The sequence below is a fragment of the uncultured Bacteroides sp. genome, from assembly GCF_905207245.1.
Taxonomy (GTDB): domain Bacteria; phylum Bacteroidota; class Bacteroidia; order Bacteroidales; family Bacteroidaceae; genus Bacteroides.
Genome location: NZ_CAJLKP010000014.1, coordinates 85901 through 104637, shown reverse-complemented (window position 1 = coordinate 104637; position 18737 = coordinate 85901). Strand labels below are relative to the sequence as shown.

Here is an 18737-nt window from a genome sequence, read left to right as displayed (position 1 = left end):
GCTCTTCCGGTTTCCCTGCTTCGATACGTTTTGCGATAGCTTTCAAAGCACGTTCGCGCCACTCGGTAAACTCTTCCGACCGTTTCTGGTAAGACTCGTTCGCCTTTTCATTCCTGCGGTGATTGAAGTTTGCAGCACCCGTAACAAATGTGCTTGCACACCGGGAACTGGCGGCAAGCATGGCGGAGTAATGCTGTTTGAAGTTCTGAATATATTGCTCGCGTTCACCTTCCGGCATCTTCATCAGATCATAATGAAGTGTCTTTTCGTATGCGACAATGGAGTCTTCGCCGAGTATGTCCGGGTCTTGTGAGGTGTTGCGATACGCATCCTGCGCCTGTTGCCAGTAACATCCCAGATAATCGGGGTAATGGAACCTTACGACTTCCCATTGCGGATAGTTATCTTTAGACACCGGAGTGGCGGCATCATCTTCTCCTATGGTATGCAGGTGGTTGCGGAAGCCTAATCGCTGTCCTCTGTAATTGAACCGGGAAGGCTCGCTTTGCGGGTTATCCACAGGGCGAACGGTTTTAACGCGGTGTGCGTTTTGGGCGGTTAATAAGATAGGTTGATTCATTGTTATGCTTTTTGATTATTTTACGTTATTTTTACTTTGAGCCTTTAATGCTTGTTTTGCTTCCCATGCTTTTTGCATTCTTTGCATTCTCTTTTTTTTGGGCATTTTTTTACATGTCTGACAATAGGCGATAAAGCCCTGTGAGTCATATTCTTCTCTTGTGATAGGTTCACCACAACATTCGCACACATAAGTTACACTCATATTCTTAATAATTATATAGTTAATATTTTCTTTACCACACCATACTATGTTGATTGAGAGCGTATGTATTCCCTTGAAATTCAGATGTTTTTTTTCGGCATCCAAGAACAATGTGATTACCGGCGGGGGCATGGCTTTATCGGCTTGATTTGATGCCTCCAGCTTGATGGAGGTGCCCTGGCATTCGCAGTGGGCACCTCCTGAATATATGGAGGCAGCAACTAAATTTCCCGGTCCCTCACATTATGCCTGCCAGGCATAAGAAAGGATGTGACTGACAATCGGGGTATGTCTTTACTGATTAGATGCATGGTCTTCTGCTGAATCAGGAGACAACAAGCCTGTAGGCTTTGTATCCTGATTTATTAAAGAAGACGATCTGAAATATATTGGCCCGTCACATCGTGCTTACCAAGCAATGAAGATATTTATTATTTCTTCTTACGCCACTCGGCCATCTTCTTCTTGATGTCGATGTTGTTGTCAGCCAGCATCTTCTTCAGGACTGCCAGCAAACGCCATCCTTCACCGTTCGCATACATCATTGCCTTAATCCGGAGGAAATCCAGAGACTGAGTTTTATCCAGACGGTTTTCTCCATCATCGTAAGCTACACACCCATGGAAACGGATAAGGTTTTGCATAGTGAAGTATGCTCCCGAACCCTTGTAGGCGTCTATCCATGCTTTACTTTGCGGAGTATCGAACGCCATCTTGATGCGAAGGTTATTAAAGATTCTGGCGGCATTATAAAGCTGGGCGGCATTCTTCGCTTGTCTGATGCGTGCCATTACCATATCGAGCGGGTAATACAGTTTGATTGCCAAATCCGACACGAAAATATTGCGGCTGCATATACGTTTGTAAGGAATGCCTTTACAATTCCTGACTTTCAAAGCATCCACACGCTCTTTAAGCTGTATTGTATAATCTCTTGCCATCGCCTCCACTACATTGGTATTGAACCACCGGTTACGCTCGATGAAGCTCTCCGGGTCCTTGCTTTCCATCTTCATCTGTGCGTACAACTCGTTCATCAGCATCTTCCACTGGTACTCATAGCCCAGGCGATGTATCATCTCAGTCACACCCAGCGGTTCTTTGGAACGATATGCTGTCTCGGACATCATGTGGAACATCTTGGACATTACCCAACGGCGGAACAGGTGACCGTTCGGAACCGTCCCCTGGGAGATGATTATGTCGAAAAGCGGGTCGTTGTCATTCAGCACGACAAGCTTGCCGCCTTTGTTGGATGCGATACACTCGCCGCCATTCGCTCCCCGCATGGCGAACAGGCAGCTTACATCCACACCTGCATTGCGTAGCGCCTCGATGCGTTCGTCCGCTTTTTCGGGTAGCTTGGCAGGTGCAGTCTTTTTTTCGACGACTGCGGGAAAGATAACTCCCAGGCCCGAGTCTTCACCGATCACTGTTGCCACGGTCGTAAATTCGTTCTTCGCAATAGCGAACTCCGTGCCGCACCCGGGGCACAATACCTTAGTCCCTCTGGTCGCTTTGGTTACTTTCGTTCCTCTGGTCGCTTTCGTTCCTCTTGTTTCTTTTTTCTTACTGTTCATTTGTTAAATTATTGATTGGTTAATTGTTATTGGATTCTATCTTTTCTATCCAGTTTCTTAGTATCACAAGGTCTTTATCCTTACTGCTCTGCCAGAACCATTTGCCCATCGTTTCCGGATTCCATTTGATTCCACCCAATATCTGGCAGAGGACATATAATTCAAGTTCGACTTGAGCCTTGTCACGGCGTTCACCGAAAAGCATGGCGTCGTCGTTCAGGCTCTTTTCGGGCAATGCCATGAAGTACCGCCGTGATTTGCTTTCGCTCCGTTCTGAAGGGACTGAGTGCTTGTAGATGCGGTAGAGTTCTTCCACATTGGCAAGAAACTCGTCCTCGCTGCAACATGGCACGCCCAGTTCACCCTCGTACTTGCCATCTTGTATGATAGGTTTGCCGTTTAGTTTCAGGCTTCGGGAACGGAAATCAATCTTGAAGCTTGTGCCACCTTCGACGGCTTGGATGGCTTTCTGATAGATACACTGACATTGATTGTTGCTGTTATTGTCCATATTTTCTCGGTTGTCAATTTTATTAATTATTACACTCAAGGTCACGGCGCATTACTTTATAATTCTGATGAATACAGGATGTACTGTATCCTGGAACCTCGGTTATAACCAGGTGCCAGGATACAAATGAAATACTGTATGCTGAATCTGATCCCTTGTGCAATACTTGGTTGCGCTACCATACCTCTTCTTTTTTCTGTCTCATTAGGTTGGCACATTACTTTACTGATTTGATATGTCCAGCGTGTATCTGCTGGCCTAAAGGTCATCTCCTGCAATAGCCGGAGATGACGTGGTGGCCGCAATTAAAGGCTGGACTATTAAATGTCCTAATCCTGACTGGCTGCTTTGTGCTAAGTCTTATGTTTCTTAAAATCATTATCATTCAGTCTCATTCAGGACGACACATAACTTTACTGATTCGATATGTCCAGCGTGTAAATACTGGCGGACCACGACAATCGGGAGTCGGTCCCCAGTAGTTTTCAGGCTGGACTATTAAAGCCCTGATCTTGACTGGTTGCTTTGTGCTAAGCTTACTTTTATTTGCGGTTCTCAAAATACCGGCACATTTCTTTATACATCTGATGTTTGCCGTGGCTGGGAAGCCGTAACGGCGCCGGCGGAGTGCTCAGTAGAGAGTTCCGCCGGCGCCAAGGAGGCTTATTGTACACGGCATACTAAATATTATTCCTTGAACCATACTTCTTTTCTTATTTTTTTTCTTCTTTTGTGCTAAGAAGAGAAAGCTCTCATAACAGCGACACATTGCTATACGCTCTTGATATGTCCCGCGTATTCCAGCTCCATAAAGAGTCTGAAGGCGGTGGATTAACGGCCTTCAAGACTCTGCATGAGCTGGATTCCGCACGCGGGATATTAATTGTTGTTCCTTGAGCTTCATTGATGTGTTTCAGTATTATTATTTATTATGATGTCAAGCAAGCGACACAATTCTTTAAATTCTTGATATTTACAGGAATGAACCAGAATTTAACTGAGATCGACCGGGAGCTAAACCGGTTGATCTCGTATGAATTCTGGTATACTAAGCCTGTAACATTAAATGCCTTGCGCCTTCATCATCCACCGTGTGTTCGGTAAGTTCCTATAATGTTCCTATAATGATGCGACCAAAGTATTGTACACGGCCCGTCTTGTCAATATGGCGTTCTGCATACAGCCAAGGGTCAGATAGCCCGGGATGTCCCCCACAGTCTTGCCCCGGTTGGCTTTCACGTTACGCCCCAGCCCCCGGACTATACAACCGTCACTCTTTGTTTTGACGTACCCTAAGCCGCCCACCTTGCGCTTTCCCGTCTGTACCGCTCTCAGGCAGTCCATCACGAACTTGTTTAATTCGTCGAGGTCTTTCCTCACGTTGCATACCGGAAGTATCTGCGTAGCCCAGCTAAACTCCCCGTTACCTTTGTAGAGGTAGCGGTTTACTGCGTTGATGGCTTTTGCCAGCGTTATTCCCGGCTTGCGGATGGTGCGTTTCTCAATCTCTTTTTGAAACGTCTTGATACGGCTGGAGGATAAGGAGATCATGCTACCTTTGATACTGAACCCAAGAAACTTGAACCACTTATCCATAGTCAAATATTCAACCTTCTTCGGGTTTAGCTTCATCGTCTTCTCTTCCAACCGGCTCTGGAGCACGCTCATGGCTTTCCCGTATTCTTTCCCGACAAACAACATGTCGTCCGAATAACGTGTGTAGAAACCATCCATTTGAGACAGTTCTTCGTCAAGGTCATACAGCAATACATCAGCAAGCCAGCTTGCCACAGCGCACCCTTGCTTGAGGGACTGGTATTGACGCAGGAGATTGTTATCCTCATCGAAGTATAAATCACAGTGGTAGTATTTCCGCAGCACGTCAATCAAAGCGGAATGACCATGCTGCGCTTCCACCTTGTCGAACGCTTCGTCTATGTATTGAACAGGCACACTATCGAAATACTTGCTGAGATCAGATTTCCATCCTAAATATCCATCCTTTTCGATAGTCACCATTTTATTACTTACTTCGGTCACGACCTTACCGCATCCGGTCCCTATTTGGTAGGATTTACAGGAGACATGAACCATCTCGGGCATCAGATCGAAAAGCAAGTCATTGGCGATGCTTAATATCACCCGGTCAATAGGTTCATTCACGTAAACCGTGCGGAACTCACCGTTTTCTTTTGGTATCTGGGCGGTGTGGGGAGGTGAAATTTCATACTTACCCTTCCTCATGGCATCAGCAATCGCTATCCGGGTGTTTTCATCGGTCAGCAATATGAGCTGGTCTTTTCGGATGTCCTTACCTACACCTTTCTCTATGGCTTTCGTCCACCGGCCAATATCGAAGAACATCTGTAAAATCTTATCAACCTTATCTATCTTGTCTGGCATAATCCGTAGTGTTGGTTTCTTTTGTAATATCACTCTTGTCTAAGACTATTCTCACTCCATTGACCATCCCCAAATGCCTTAAATACACTTCATCGGGATAAACATGTCTTTCATCGCCGCCGTATATTTTCATGGTATGGGAGCCGTCTATTTGAATATCGGTACGGCCATAACCTGACGGAAACTTTTCACCAACGAACACAAGCCTCTCAATGTGGGTATGCGCATCCGACACACATACAATATGGCATCCGTCTGTTCGGAGAAGGTGCTTATATTCCGGCTTCATCCGTTTCTCTTTGCACTCTTCAAGTTCTGCGGCAATATCAACATTACGACCAAAGTTTCTACCTTTATAAATCGGAAGAGATAATTCATAATATCTTTGGGTATTATTGGTTGATACCAATTTTGCTGTAATTTCTTTCATTTTTATTCTTATTTCAGTTCCACAATCTGATTGGCATTGCCACAAAGAGCACTGCGTAACCATTTTTTATGATTCCAATATCCGCTCAAAACTATTTATCTCTGTCACGATGAAATCCTCACACCCAAAAGCTGCCAGCGATTTGAGCCCGTTCAAAGATTGGCAGTAGAAAAACATGTCGTCATCCTCGCCGGTATCTCCCGAGAGCTGGATTTTTACCTCTTGGCTACCGTCCGTGTCCTTCCACACAATTTCGCAGTTCGCATAATGTGGCTCCTTGCCGTTATTCTTGACGAACTCATCAAACTTCTTCTGCATTTCCACCTGTATCTCGTCCGTGTCGGATATGATGACTCCCGTTTTGCAGTTCTCGCACCAACCGTACAGGAATGATTCGTCGGTGTAATCTTTGAACTCTTTAGTGTTTGGATTTATTGTTGCTTCGCAGGAAACATCCGTGCCGCCGCATCTTGTGCATATTACATTCATACTCTTTTTCTTTGTATTATTTGTTTACAAGTTAATTACCATTGCTATCATCGCTGCCATCAATCCCTTTCAGGTATGATTTAGGCAGAATCCTCACTATACCGATAAGATATTCGATATTTCTATTCCCGTAGTAACCGCTCATGTCAAAGCGGTAGACCGGTGTTTTAGAACGTCCGTTTTTACCATCCAGACGAAAACAGGAAGGCAGCTTCTTTTTATCCTTGAATAAAATACCACAAGCCTCTTGTGCGTCGTAGTTGTAATTTCTCATCAGATAACCAATGTCAGACAATACCTGCAAAACCTCTTTGTTTTCTTTCAGGAAGAGCATTACTTTTTGTGTGCTGTTCCCGTTCTGCCACTCTTTAAGTTTGCAGGGCGTTCCCCTTTGGATAGAAGCGGCACGTTTCAACAGTTCTTCCTTAAAGTCTCCCTCAAAATGATACGTACATTTATACCCGTGTTCATTTACCCTTTCAGCAACATATATATCATGATTGGCCGTATACCGGGTACGTCCAACCTTCCCGCTTCCGGAAATTATGGCAGTGTCTAATATGTTTGCCAGTTGCTTCTTTAAAGACATTTTACTTCTCATGGTCTATTCCTTTCTGCGTTTATCAACAAATTCTTATATCATAGTCCTTGAAATAGTATTCCAGTTCTTTTAACCCTTCCAAGCTATGTAGAACATTCTTTCCGGTCACTGAGATATCTACAGATACACAGTATTCTTTTTGTATTTCAACTTCTGAACTATCGAAAACTTTTTTTACGCAATTGACAATATCAGAGGCGCTTAGTTTGTTTTTTACGATATTAAGTACCATTTGTTTATTTTTTTAAGTTCTGATTTATTCGTTGTCACCCAGCACTCCTTTGCGGACAGACCCATATTTCATGTCATACTGAGGCAGGCGTAACGCAGCCCGGCGGGAGAATAAGGTTTCACCAATCCCGTAACCTCTTTCAGATTTCCTTTCGGCGGCACATTCTCAAAGGGTTTGCATCGAAAACTAAGCCCTGCGCAATATTATCTTCGTGACTGTTTTCAAGATAGAATTAAATTTGAAGAACTTCCAAATAACTGTTATTTGGTTATTTGTTTGCAATCTTACGCAAGCTGCCATATAAGGGATGAGCACCCCGTTTCTTACGACCGGATGCCATCTCCTTCATGACCGCCTTGTAAATATTGTCAAAGTCTTCTTTCTTCAAGCGTGGGAAGAACTCTGCATAGATAGTCTCGAATACACTAAGTTTACCGTCCGGGTTCATAGAGAAGAAACTTATCATTCTCTGTTTAACCTCTGTGCGTTGGTTCCGGGTGCAAGCTTCGGCAGCTTCCTTGATTGCCTTGGAGGGTTTGTTTTGCTTCCGTGTGTTTGGCTCGGCATACCGCTTTTCCGAACGAGGGAGAAAAGCATCGGAGAAAAAATCGGATCTGTAATCCCGACGCTGGGGACGCACTTCCTTATGAGTGTATACTTCACGGCAGTTCTCAACGATATGCTCCACAAGTGTGAGGCATTTCTTCAGATCGGCTATGTTTGTCATTTCGTGGGGAGTGTGCGGGTAATAATAACCGCATGAGATGTTAGCGCATGATATTTCCAGCCCTCTTTGGCGTAACGTCTGGACATCGGTTTGCATCCCGCGTTCTTCCTTATATCCATGCTCCCCGAGGGAAGCATCTTTTATAAACTGGGATGAGCAAAGAGGATTGCCGTAGATGTTGCTGATAAAGTCACTGTTCCCTTTCCGGTCGCATTGGAGCACGAACCGGCAGTCATCGAAGAACTTCATGTCCGCCTGATGACTGCCGATACATCCTTGTTCTTCACCAACAAAGAATACACATTTCAGGTTATCGAATTTCTCTAAGCATTTCAGACATACCCAGATGCCGTTCTTGTCATCAGCCCCGATACCGTTGAACTCACGTTTCCCGCTGTTGAAGCCGATAATGAACTCATCCCTGACAACCAGGACTTCGTAACCTTTTTCCCTCGCCTCATGCACTTCGTCCAGATGGGCGGCAATGCACGGGTAAGTATCAGCGTTGCCTTTGGTGGCATAGATATTACCAGTTTCGTCTACGGTAAAGGTTACGCCGAGGTCTGATAATCTTTGGGAAACGAACGCGATCATGTCTTTTTCCTGATGCGTGCGGGCTGAGATGCCATATAGTTCTTTCAATAATTCCATGATGTATGTATTTTTATTTATTTTTGTTGGTGAGGATTCTTATTTAACTGAACTGTGGGAGACTAAGCCGTAATGAACAATTTGGCAATTTGGAGGTTAAGTTCCAGATGTGCGGACGGTCTGCCTTTCTCGAAGAAACTGGCGGGGTATTTCACGTCGTTGTAGCTCTTGACTTTATCCATCAGCATGTCGCCGAATATGGTTTTTGTGATAAGTCTTTTTCTGCATGTATCACACAAGTATTCACTATCGGTATGCACATCACCGCAGTTTGGGCAGATATACCTGCATTGAGTGGCGACACCGGAAGTATTCTGGCACGTAACTACACATCTTTCTGTAGATTGATTGGATAATTGTACTTTGCCGTCTTCAGTAATATTCACATAACAGAAGGTATCCAGGTAGGGCGTTCCTTTCTTATGCCATTTGGTGGCAGGTACGCAAATATTCAGGTTTTGGTCTATTTTATCGCCAACTTTCATATCTACTCCCTCTATGGGATTTAGCACAGTAAACTGTATTTTGTGGGAGTAATCGTTATGTGTCTTTCTCAGGTTGATGCCGTTTTTCCGGGCATATTGGTATATCAGCTTCATCACAAAAGAGTGAGAATAGTACACCCGGTCTAATACGGACACTTCTTTTTCTTCACCATCAAACTTTCCGACTGCCTTCTTCCAGACAATAGCACGTCCCAGCACATTATTTTCCGAATCTCTGGCAACAAGGATGCTTGCCCCGGCAAAGTTGGAGTAAAAATCTCCCAGTCTGTATACAAGGCTGGGATATCTCATGCAGGAATTATGTAACGTACTGTTGTCACCATATTGGGCGAATGGAACATAGTTGTCGGCAATATAGGCATCAATGAAATCGTTCATCTTGTCGTACATTTTAATTTCCACCTTGCTGCTGACACAGATAGCGTTAGCGAAATATTCTATGTCCTCACCGGAGTATTCAGGCAAGTCCTTGAAATAACAGATGAAAGTGGACGGCTCCAAGTTTGTTCTGTTTTCCTCAAACCACGGAGCACGGGGATTCTGCCTGTCCGGGAAGTTCTCATTGCCCAGGTCTTTGGTACAAGCCGAAAATACGATTTTCATTTTAGTATATTCACCGGCATTGTTTTTAACCCGTTTGGAGTTGAAGTAGTTAGCTGTACCACGGATAACTTCAGTCACATCCTTGTTTTGTCTGAGTACTTCCAGAATGTCTGTTGCAATTACACTACCGTTGATTGATGCGAAATTAAGACGTGCTTTCAGCTCGTCATTTACGATTGTCTTCATACTTGTTTGATTTTAATTATTAATTGGTGATTAGTTATGATTCTTGTTATTTCCTCGCTGTTTATCAGGTGTAGGAATACCCCGCCACCGTTTAGGTGACACAGCATACGATGTTTAGTATTCATTAACATATAACACCGTTTTGAAGCGTTGTGAGAGGTTGTGAGGAATTGCGGGTGGTTAGAATGGTATGTCGTGGTAACCCACCCAATTGCCGTTCTTGTCGTAGTTGAGCGGGAACAGCTTCTTTTGGCACTCAGGGCACATACCCGATATGATTGTCTCACGCTCGGGCATATTCAGATACGGGAAGCAGTTCTGTGCTGGACTACGCCCCCTTACTCGTTTGCTGTAATCTTCTTCACGCACATAGATTACAGTGACCTTGCCACACTGGTGACAAAACCGCTCTACCGGATAATTTCTTTCCATTGCTATATCGTATTAAGTTTTTAATTCGTTGTTGCCACCGTACCCCCGCCAAACGGGAGGATAACACCGGGGCATAGCTCACACCCATTGTGTTAAGTGTGAGCTATGCCAGCCGTGTTATGAAGTGGATGCGGCATCCTCACGACGCCAAGAAGTATATTGAAGTAAATTAGAAGCTAATCACATTGTAAATATATTTCACAAAAACAAGACACAAGAATAACGTCATCGTGTCCTCATGTGGTATATTTCGCTCTTCACCGTGCAGCCGTGTTTGTCCTGGGTGAAGCGGTTTACTTGCAGGAACTTTATCGGTACAAGCTTCACCACGGTACGTCCATCCAGTTCACCGCACGTGGCTGTTACGTCACCGATGCGGTTAAGGGCGTCACACTTTTGGCGTACCGATTCTATGTCTTCCCAGCACAATATTCCGACGTAATCCGCCTGAACATCGACGTGGAACACGTCATAGAACAGGACATTATTCACCCTATACTTCACCGTGTTTACGCCCAGATATTTCTGGCGCGAGTGTATGTTGAATGTATTAGGCTTTGCTTTACACGAACGTTTGACACGTCCAAGCTGGGAGATGTAGTCTCCCACGCAATATGTTTTGTAATCCATGATAGCTTATTATTGTTGTTTGCACACACCGGAGGAATCGAACCTCCGGGCTATGCCGCACCACCGGATAAGAGGTATCCGGTATGTTCACCGTGTGTGGGTAGGTTACATTATGCCACTTCCGCAAGTACCTGAACTTGTTCCGTTTCCGTCTTAGCTTCCACCGTGGTTTTCGCCGTAGGTTTCGCCTTAGTTTTGGTGGTTTTCTTGACTTCCTTAACTTCGGCTACCTTAGCTTCCTTGTTCTCTTTATCAGCATCCACCAAAGCTTTAGAAATCAGCGTATCAATATTTAACAATTTCCATGCGCTTTCAGCCACTTTATAGCAATGCGCTTTCAGTTCCTTGTTTGTTGTGAAATCTTCACGCACCTTTGACTTTGGGGTAAGTCCGACTTTCCCCTCAACCAAGTCCAGATTGTATTCGGCTGTATCAAAGACCTTTTTTCCTGCAAGGTACATAGCGACGTCGAAGCGGTCTAAGTTTCTGAACAAGTTACCGCTTTTCAAGCTCTCATGCGAACATTTCTCAATCTCAAACTTCATTTTCCACGTGTTGAAATACATGGATTTCCAAGCGTTAAGAAGCTCGTCCTTTGTGGGGACAGCTTTTGCCGCAAACAATTCTACTCGTTTGAGCACAATAAACCTGTCGGATTTCTTGTCACGTAAAACTACGTTGGATAACGGCATAGCTTCGATTAATCCCAGGAATTGTACTGTGGTTAATACACTTACATTCTGAGAATCTACGTTGTTATTAACCGTTGAAGTTGGAGCGATTACTGAAAAATTAGACGCTGCTGTTGTTGATGTTGTTGCTTTCATAATAGTACAGTTTTTACTTTGGCGACATTACCAAAGCATATTTGTTCATAAGGAAAGAGTCGAACTTTCCTCATGAATCGTCGTACTATGTACGTTGTATCAGGATAGCGTAAAAATTTGCTTGTTACTCTGCATTTGAAAACTGAAATATATTTTACGTCCGTTTACAGAGTAACGGAAAAACAGACGTATAAAAATACATTCAGCCAAACGAAACGGATTATTCAATAAGCGAACGTTTCGTTTTATGTGAGTGAAATTTAATTCAGCTTACTACGGTTTCAGCCTCACAATGCAAAGTACTTATCTTTGCGGGTGACTTTCTACAAAGTTCTTTATTTGTTCCGTTTCGTTTCCGTTTGCGGATAAAGAACCTTTTCAAGTCGATAGTAAAAATTAGAAAGAACGATTTTTTGCTTTTGCTTTTGTCCTCTCTCGTTTCCGTTTGAGAACACAACAACAAAACGAAATATTTATAGAACAACCAAATAAAAAGAGAAATATTTTCTATCAATATCGAAGGTAAACCCCTTAAAATCAATTCTGTACACCTACGCGCGTAGGCAAAAGGATAAATAACTGTAAATCAATCAGTTATAACAAATGAAAATTTCTTCGATTTTTTTTGTTTTTGCCAATTAGTAGTTTTTGAACGAAAATAAGCTTATAACAAATTGATACATAAAGATATAAATTGATACAATTAATTGTTAATCAGCGATTTAACACTGGTTAATATGAATGATAGTAGTTTCTAAAACAGTGATTTTAAGGTTGTTTTTTAGTTTCTTCTTTCAATCTGATAGTAGTTAATCAATTCAATCCTTACTTTGTGTAAAAGTAAGGATTATAACTACATGATTATCAATGATATAATAAATTTAAAAAGAACGAGGTGGGTGTTTGGGCGACTGCGGATGCCAAACGCGCCCCATGGGGAATTACCCAAGTCCAACTTTAGTAATAATTTTAAGAAGATAGACGGAAAATGAAGTGTTAAACCGTATCAATACTGAAGGGGTGAACAGTAGGTGCCGGAAAATGATACAATCGTTATAGAAAGGCATTTATAGTTTGACAAGAAATAAACTGTCTATCCCAGTACTATCTATTTGAAAGCTAATAATCCGGCTTTTAATTATTGATAGAACTGAAAGTGGGAGTTGAGATACTAAAATACTCTGCCAAAGCGGTGTTGAGTAAGGCGTAAGAGAAGGGAAGCCTTTACAGAAAGAGAAAGTTGTGCTTCTATATATATAAATAGGTGTAAAGCTATCAATTCAATACTACCTGTTACATTGCAAGGAAATGGCTGCGAAGTATTGATAGGCGCGTGAATGTCCCTTTCTCGTAGTGTTTAACCATTTATTAATATTAAGTGGTGTAACTGTTAAACCGAACCTGATTTTTCAAAGAGGGCTGGAAGAGGGAGCTATATTTTTCTTTATTCCTTATTTTCTGTTGTTCAATATATTGCCACTTGTCTATCTATCAATACTCCGCAAATCCGGAGCGCTCTCTTCTATAAGGTTCATTAACATTTGTGACGCAAGAAGCTTGTGTGCGTGTTATCCGGGACATTAATATTGCAAAACTTCCAGATAGCACCTATATAGTTATGGGGGATAAAAAAAAGGAAGACTTACCGCAATGGCAGCCTTCCTTCCGGTTGGTTTTATCAAGCGGTTAATTACGCTTGAATAATTTTGACTTTCTTGCAGCCTTTTTTCTTTCGATGAAGGCTTCGATCATCCCTCTTCTTCTTAGGAAATACTTGATTCCTTTTGGAGTCACATAAACGGTCGGGCCGAACTCTGTGGTTGAACTGGGATAGCGAGTCTCAAGTATCCGCATTTGAGTTGATCTTCTCGTCGGGAAGTTGCGGTCGCTTTCTCCTTTCTTGTGCACGTAGCCGTTTTCACGGAAAAATTCATAGAGCTGGTTTCTGCCGATGTTGCATCCGTTGCTTACCAGAAAATCTGAAAACATGGTAACCGGGATGCTGTCTGAATTGTGGCGAACGGATTTTCCAAACTCAGCGTCCGGGACGAGCTCTTCCACTTTATTTTCCAATTCCTTGATTTTTTTGCTGAACAGCGTTTTTTCTTGTTCGTTTAAGGACACAGTACCTTTCAAAAGAAGTTCCTCAATCTTTTTATTGCACCAGTAAGCAAATTCAGCGGACAGCCATCTTGCAAATTCCATCGCATAGTCGCGATGCATCCAAGTTCCTTGAATACCATTACCTCCATTCATAACTATCAGTAAATCACCCGTAGTGCATTTTTGTACTTGTGTTAAAAACTGCAAATAGTTTTTTGCTTGCTGAGTTCTAAGCCAAAGTGCAGGCTTTTTGTTCTCTCCAAAAGGTTTTGCCATCTCCGTGGCATTGACCATTACATTTTTACCTTCCGTGAGAAATGTAACGTTCGTGTTTTCATACTTGAAAATCACTTCATTTGTAATCATAATGCAATTGGTTTTGATATTATACAAAAGCATCTGCGCTATGGGCGATAATACGCCCACAACTATCAATCAATTAATTTAGCTTTCTGAGCCGGTCGTTTCTACTCTCTTGCCGATGCTGGCGTTCACATAGAAAAACAGTTTCTTGCCGTCGATGTAAGGGGTGTAAACCTCGAACCCGATTTGCTTTGCATACTTGCCAACTCCTGATTTGGTTGCCAGTTTCCCGGTTTCAGACTCGAAATACTCTGCCATTTCCTCATACGTCATTCTTTTTTTCAGTTCCATTTTCTTCTTCTTTATTTAAGTTACTAATAAGGGTTTCTTAGGTATAGGAGTGCGGATTATGGGAAAGTTGATTTTAGGTTGAACTTTATTGGAAATAAACACTAATGCTTTTATTTGCCCGTTACACCTTCTACTATCTCTGAATCCACACCTATTATTATATAGTGCTACCACTTTAGCTTCTTGTTGCAAGTCATCCCTTACATCAGGTTGCTACTAAGTGTTTATCAGGTATAGGAAAACGGGCTGCGGGAAAGTTGATTTATGGGTGAGATTTTATAGTTAATAAATGCTAATGGCAAATTTAACTGTGAGCTCGGGAAAGTCAGAGAAGTTTGCAGTCTTTCTTTTGGGGATGCTATTCTGAATTATTATTTCATCGAAACTTCCAAATAGCACCTATATGGAAGTATCTTATAGAATGGTGAGCCTTTATTTGTGTTGTGTATTCTTCTCTTTTGAGGCACACCGCAAACTTGTGAATGGTGCCAATTTAGAATTATTTATACATTTCCCCTGTTCTTGCTGTCAATACTGCAACAGGCAATTCCATATCAATATCCTATCATTCCAGCTTATCGTCTTAATCTGGATTCCTCTCGTCGCTTTCCCTCGTCGAAGATCAGAGCGAATGATTGGTTGCGGTTGGATGCGTTCAGGCTTCCCCGGTCGATTCCCTGCGTTTTTAGGGGGCGGCGTTTTAAAGGGTGAAACTGATGCTTAGTTGCTCTGGGAATCCTCCTGAATCTTGCTTTTCGGGAGTATTTCTTTCGGGTATTGATAATGAAATCTCATTTAATTCTCTGAAAATAAGCCTTGTATTCTTGCTTTTGCGGATTCTTTTCAATATCTTTGCTTCCACTTCGAGGACATAAGCCTTTATGCCCTTAAATTGTTACATTCTTTATTTAACTATTTTAAAGCTCATATTTCAATTTTATACTCCGGGTGGATAACTTTATCGTTTCATGGATTAAAATTCAACCACAGGCTTTAAAAGCGGAAAATCCGGCATATTAATCTCTATTTATACTTCCTATGCTTTCTACTTACCCTTAAATTCCCTTTTTAGCTTCATATCGGGACTTTCTCCTGTTATACCTGGTGAACGGATGGTTTGGTGTCTTATGGCGCCCCTAACGGTTATCTTCGGGGTACTAGCCGGGATTTTATGCTTCAATACCCTTTGTTGCAGGTATGTGTCATGGCTTCAATCATAAACGTAATCCTTTCAGAACAGGTTGGCATAACCCCAGTAATATGCCAATACTCTAAGAAACCCTTAGTACCCCTTAAAAATCAAACGAAAATGCGCGAAGCGTATTTTCCAAAGAGCGGATTGGGTATTTAAACGAGCTTTAGCGAGTTTAATTACCCAAGTAGCAAAGAGAGACAACACAAAGCCTTTATTTATATTATTATATTTATCACTCCTATCTTCCCTTAATTTCAAACGGGTCAAAAAAGTACCTGAATCGTGAGAGTTAAGAACCTAATTTCCCAGTTAATCTCTTTCTTTTTTTTTCCTCCAATAGAGCATAACAAAGAGTAAAAGGGTTTGGAAGGTAAGGACGATAATAGCAGTTCCTTCCAGTTTAATTCTTGTTTTTTCAACCTTCAGTAATTGAGATTAAGTTCTGGTATTCCAAGTATGCCTGAAAGTACAAGCAAGTAGCCTTGAAGCAACATCATTACCCCTTTAAGAACATCAAAGTACCGATAGGACTCCCTTTTCTCCCCAGCTAAAACTACCAATTCGTCTTTTTGCAAAAAAAGGCGAGAAAGTATCGTCGCACTCCCTGCCTCTCTTATGCACTCATAGTCCGAAAAGCAAAAGGGCGTCCTGCAAGCTTCAACTTAACAGGATGCCCCTTAAAACGAGTCATAATCCCAATAATCACGGTTATGGTTTATGTCCAGGTTTATTTAACCGGCAGATCAGGAAAGGGAAATTTCATCCCGCTATAATGGTTCCCATATTCTTTCAACGCTTCAAGATATTCTGGCTTTACACTTCGTAACGACCGTTTTCTTTTAACAGTAAGCCATTCAAAGAATTCCTTCAACGCATTGTAGTTGCAGGTAGCCCCACAGATCTTAACAAGATTATTATATCCAATGATATTTCGCCTATAAATCGTCCCCTCAATATCTTCCGGTGTTTTTAGTATAAGATGCAGATAGTGCAAATTATTTACATCCCTATCAAAAGCATCCGCTTCCATATTCGTCTTATCCAAGAATGCCTGTTTTGTCCGGAAACTATAAGTGTGATATTTGACCAGGTATTCAATTTCAGAGATATGCATCAACAGACAAATCTCATCAGGTGTCAGCAAGTAGGAGGAACCCGGGTAGAACTTCACGTATGGAGTCTCTAAACGATACACCTTAGAGTAGCCTCTGATTGTGGAAATCTCATAATCGCTCACATCCCGTATCAAACGTCCTTCAGCATTCAGCTTTATCAGGAAGTCCCTGATGCGTTCATAGTGGACAGTCGCAGCACAGACTTTAAGCAACCTCCTGTATGCTATCTTGTTCAGAGTATATGTCACACCTCTTCCATTTATACTTTTAGTAACCTCTAACAGTCCCAGTGCTTCCAATTCATTTATGCATCCGTCGAACTGCCGCACATCCATATTCATCCTGTTCACATACTCATTTTTGGACCAATTGGTATTGTAGTTCCCTCTGCGCAAGAACTCAATATCTGCCATGTGCATCATAAAATAAACGGCCTCGTTGCTCATCAAATAAGCAAATTTGGGATAGCCTTTTATAAAACGTATTGTTTTTTCTGTTGTCATTTTCTTATTGTCATTTAATTGGGTTTGAAATCATGTTATTCATTTTTAGTTACTTAGATTTCCTTTTCTTGCATCTGATTAAGTGCGACTGCCTGATTATTGCCCGTCTGGTAGGAATGCAGCTTCCTTCACTCAACCCCGCATGAAGTAATGTACTTTCCTTTATACCGACAATATTCTCATCCAGCGTATCATAAATAGCGGATATGCTGCCGAAATAATAATCCCGCTTCTCAAAAATCAGATGCACGTGTATGACCTTTATTATCCTCATCTTTTCTTGGTTGAGCAGCTAATTGGAAATATATTTTCGTAAAACTTCCAAATAGCAGCTATTTGGTAATTTCCCCCCTCATTATCTCCTTTACCCTGGCACCACACCATTCACCCGCTTCGGGAGAGAGCCACGCGGCATACGCCACCGCCACTTCCGAATACATCCACGTACCGTTAATGACACCGCCCCGGCGTACGATGACAAGCGATTCCATGCGTATCCTCCTTGTTCCGGAAACCTGCCTGACAAGCTCCTTCGCCTTTTGGGTAGCCAGCCAGCGGCACGGTTGCCAGGCTCTGCCGAAGGTTTTGCCTATTTCACTGACGCATACCAGCACGGTTCTTTCACCGACTACCATCGGAACCCGCGTCCCGTTGAAGTCCAATATCCTTAGTTCAGCCATGGCTCTAATCACAGGATATGGTTCCGTCACTGATAAGTTCGTTCAGCTTTTCCGCGAACCAGTTCGCCAGCTTTTCGTTTGCCCATCTCAGGTATTCCATCGCCACAAAGGCTTCGAGCCATAGTTCTACACTGCCGTCCACTTTGCGCACCTCATGAATGAGCTTGTCCGGCCTGCATCCCATCTGTTTGCAGGTAAGGTCAAGAAATTCCTTCACGCTTCTCTTGTTCATCCATACCTTTGGTTGCACATCCTTTCTTAATGATTCAGCCACCTGTGCCACGTCCAGCATCAGCTTGTTATCTTCGATATCCATTTCAAAACGGACACCGCTGTCTTCTATCAAATTCAGTTTCATATTCTTATATTATATAATGTGTTGATAATAGGATGCCCCGCAGCCCCTGAAAGACCGCAGGGGCATCCTTGTTTATTTCCCGATGATGCCGAACTCTCCGAATATCCTTAAAATCAAGGGTATATTCTTCACATTCAGCCACTCACGGGCTACGTTCCAGGCAAGCGACTTTGAAAAGTCGAAGTTCTCTTCCGTCAGGGTATGGTGGGATAACCGCCCTTCCGTCGGCTTGAGCCCCCGGTCATGCAATTCACACAACCCGTCCTGAAAGAAGACACAGCCTTCCGGAGTCTGCATCACCTGCACCATGGGCACGGGAAACGGTAACTTACCCAGTACCATCCCCACGCCCCATGCCGTCACTGCCAGCTTATCCTTATACCCGGCTTCGATCAGTGCCCAGATGTCCTGCGGCGTACCCAGGCACGGGGCACGCCTGCATTGGTTCCGGCAGGAAGCGCACCGGCAAGCCACAGGTTCACGTCCGGTTATCCGGATGATTTTCTCCGTCGTTGTTTCCGATATATCATTCATAGC

At 42.9% G+C, this 18737-nt stretch carries 19 protein-coding genes and 1 pseudogene; all 20 read right to left on the bottom strand.

Features of this window, described 5'->3' with window-relative positions:
* Positions 1 to 580 (bottom strand): annotated as a pseudogene (locus tag QZ135_RS06840) (hypothetical protein); the annotation flags it as partial.
* Between the two features lie 15 nt (positions 581 to 595).
* A complete protein-coding gene (locus QZ135_RS06835) occupies positions 596 to 889 on the bottom strand; it encodes a hypothetical protein (RefSeq protein WP_294607085.1) in 294 nt (97 codons plus the stop codon).
* Between the two features lie 326 nt (positions 890 to 1215).
* A complete protein-coding gene (locus tag QZ135_RS06830; protein WP_294607083.1) occupies positions 1216 to 2364 on the bottom strand; it encodes a ubiquitin carboxyl-hydrolase in 1149 nt (382 codons plus the stop codon).
* A 19-nt stretch (positions 2365 to 2383) separates the two neighbouring features.
* Positions 2384 to 2875, bottom strand: coding sequence for a hypothetical protein (locus tag QZ135_RS06825; protein ID WP_294607081.1), 492 nt, complete (start codon positions 2873 to 2875; stop codon positions 2384 to 2386).
* Positions 2876 to 3994: 1119 nt separating this feature from the next.
* Positions 3995 to 5278 carry an RNA-directed DNA polymerase gene (locus QZ135_RS06820; RefSeq protein ID WP_294607079.1) on the bottom strand — a complete coding sequence of 428 codons (1284 nt, stop codon included), beginning with the start codon at positions 5276 to 5278 and terminating at the stop codon, positions 3995 to 3997.
* Positions 5259 to 5708, bottom strand: a complete 450-nt coding sequence (locus tag QZ135_RS06815; RefSeq protein ID WP_294607077.1) for a hypothetical protein — start codon at positions 5706 to 5708, stop codon at positions 5259 to 5261. The genes QZ135_RS06820 and QZ135_RS06815 overlap by 20 nt, the downstream gene beginning before the upstream one ends.
* A 66-nt stretch (positions 5709 to 5774) precedes the next feature.
* Positions 5775 to 6197 carry a hypothetical protein gene (locus tag QZ135_RS06810; protein ID WP_294607075.1) on the bottom strand — a complete coding sequence of 141 codons (423 nt, stop codon included), beginning with the start codon at positions 6195 to 6197 and terminating at the stop codon, positions 5775 to 5777.
* A gap of 31 nt (positions 6198 to 6228) precedes the next feature.
* Entirely contained in the window at positions 6229 to 6798 is a 570-nt protein-coding gene (locus tag QZ135_RS06805) for a hypothetical protein (protein WP_294607073.1), read from the bottom strand.
* Between the two features lie 500 nt (positions 6799 to 7298).
* Positions 7299 to 8408: a hypothetical protein gene (locus QZ135_RS06800; protein WP_294607071.1), complete on the bottom strand. Its 1110-nt coding sequence runs from the start codon at positions 8406 to 8408 to the stop codon at positions 7299 to 7301.
* Positions 8409 to 8470: 62 nt separating this feature from the next.
* Complete coding sequence (locus tag QZ135_RS06795) at positions 8471 to 9703, bottom strand: hypothetical protein (protein ID WP_294607070.1); 1233 nt, start codon at positions 9701 to 9703, stop codon at positions 8471 to 8473.
* Between the two features lie 180 nt (positions 9704 to 9883).
* The gene (locus QZ135_RS06790) at positions 9884 to 10135 is read right to left on the bottom strand and encodes a hypothetical protein (protein ID WP_294607068.1); all 252 of its coding nucleotides are present in this window, start codon (positions 10133 to 10135) and stop codon (positions 9884 to 9886) included.
* A 225-nt stretch (positions 10136 to 10360) separates the two neighbouring features.
* On the bottom strand, positions 10361 to 10765 hold the full coding sequence (locus tag QZ135_RS06785; RefSeq protein WP_294607067.1) for a hypothetical protein: 405 nt from the start codon (positions 10763 to 10765) through the stop codon (positions 10361 to 10363).
* A 110-nt stretch (positions 10766 to 10875) separates the two neighbouring features.
* Complete coding sequence (locus QZ135_RS06780) at positions 10876 to 11592, bottom strand: hypothetical protein (protein ID WP_294607065.1); 717 nt, start codon at positions 11590 to 11592, stop codon at positions 10876 to 10878.
* A gap of 1686 nt (positions 11593 to 13278) precedes the next feature.
* Entirely contained in the window at positions 13279 to 14061 is a 783-nt protein-coding gene (locus QZ135_RS06775) for a KilA-N domain-containing protein (protein ID WP_294607064.1), read from the bottom strand.
* Between the two features lie 78 nt (positions 14062 to 14139).
* The gene (locus QZ135_RS06770; protein WP_294607062.1) at positions 14140 to 14349 is read right to left on the bottom strand and encodes a hypothetical protein; all 210 of its coding nucleotides are present in this window, start codon (positions 14347 to 14349) and stop codon (positions 14140 to 14142) included.
* Between the two features lie 1922 nt (positions 14350 to 16271).
* Entirely contained in the window at positions 16272 to 17162 is an 891-nt protein-coding gene (locus QZ135_RS06765; RefSeq protein ID WP_294607060.1) for a hypothetical protein, read from the bottom strand.
* 49 nt (positions 17163 to 17211) lie between these two features.
* The gene (locus QZ135_RS06760) at positions 17212 to 17430 is read right to left on the bottom strand and encodes a hypothetical protein (protein ID WP_294607089.1); all 219 of its coding nucleotides are present in this window, start codon (positions 17428 to 17430) and stop codon (positions 17212 to 17214) included.
* A gap of 64 nt (positions 17431 to 17494) precedes the next feature.
* Complete coding sequence (locus QZ135_RS06755) at positions 17495 to 17842, bottom strand: KilA-N domain-containing protein (protein WP_294607058.1); 348 nt, start codon at positions 17840 to 17842, stop codon at positions 17495 to 17497.
* A 4-nt stretch (positions 17843 to 17846) separates the two neighbouring features.
* Positions 17847 to 18200, bottom strand: a complete 354-nt coding sequence (locus QZ135_RS06750; protein WP_294607056.1) for a hypothetical protein — start codon at positions 18198 to 18200, stop codon at positions 17847 to 17849.
* 72 nt (positions 18201 to 18272) lie between these two features.
* Positions 18273 to 18734 carry a hypothetical protein gene (locus QZ135_RS06745; protein ID WP_294607054.1) on the bottom strand — a complete coding sequence of 154 codons (462 nt, stop codon included), beginning with the start codon at positions 18732 to 18734 and terminating at the stop codon, positions 18273 to 18275.
* Positions 18735 to 18737: the final 3 nt, after the last annotated feature.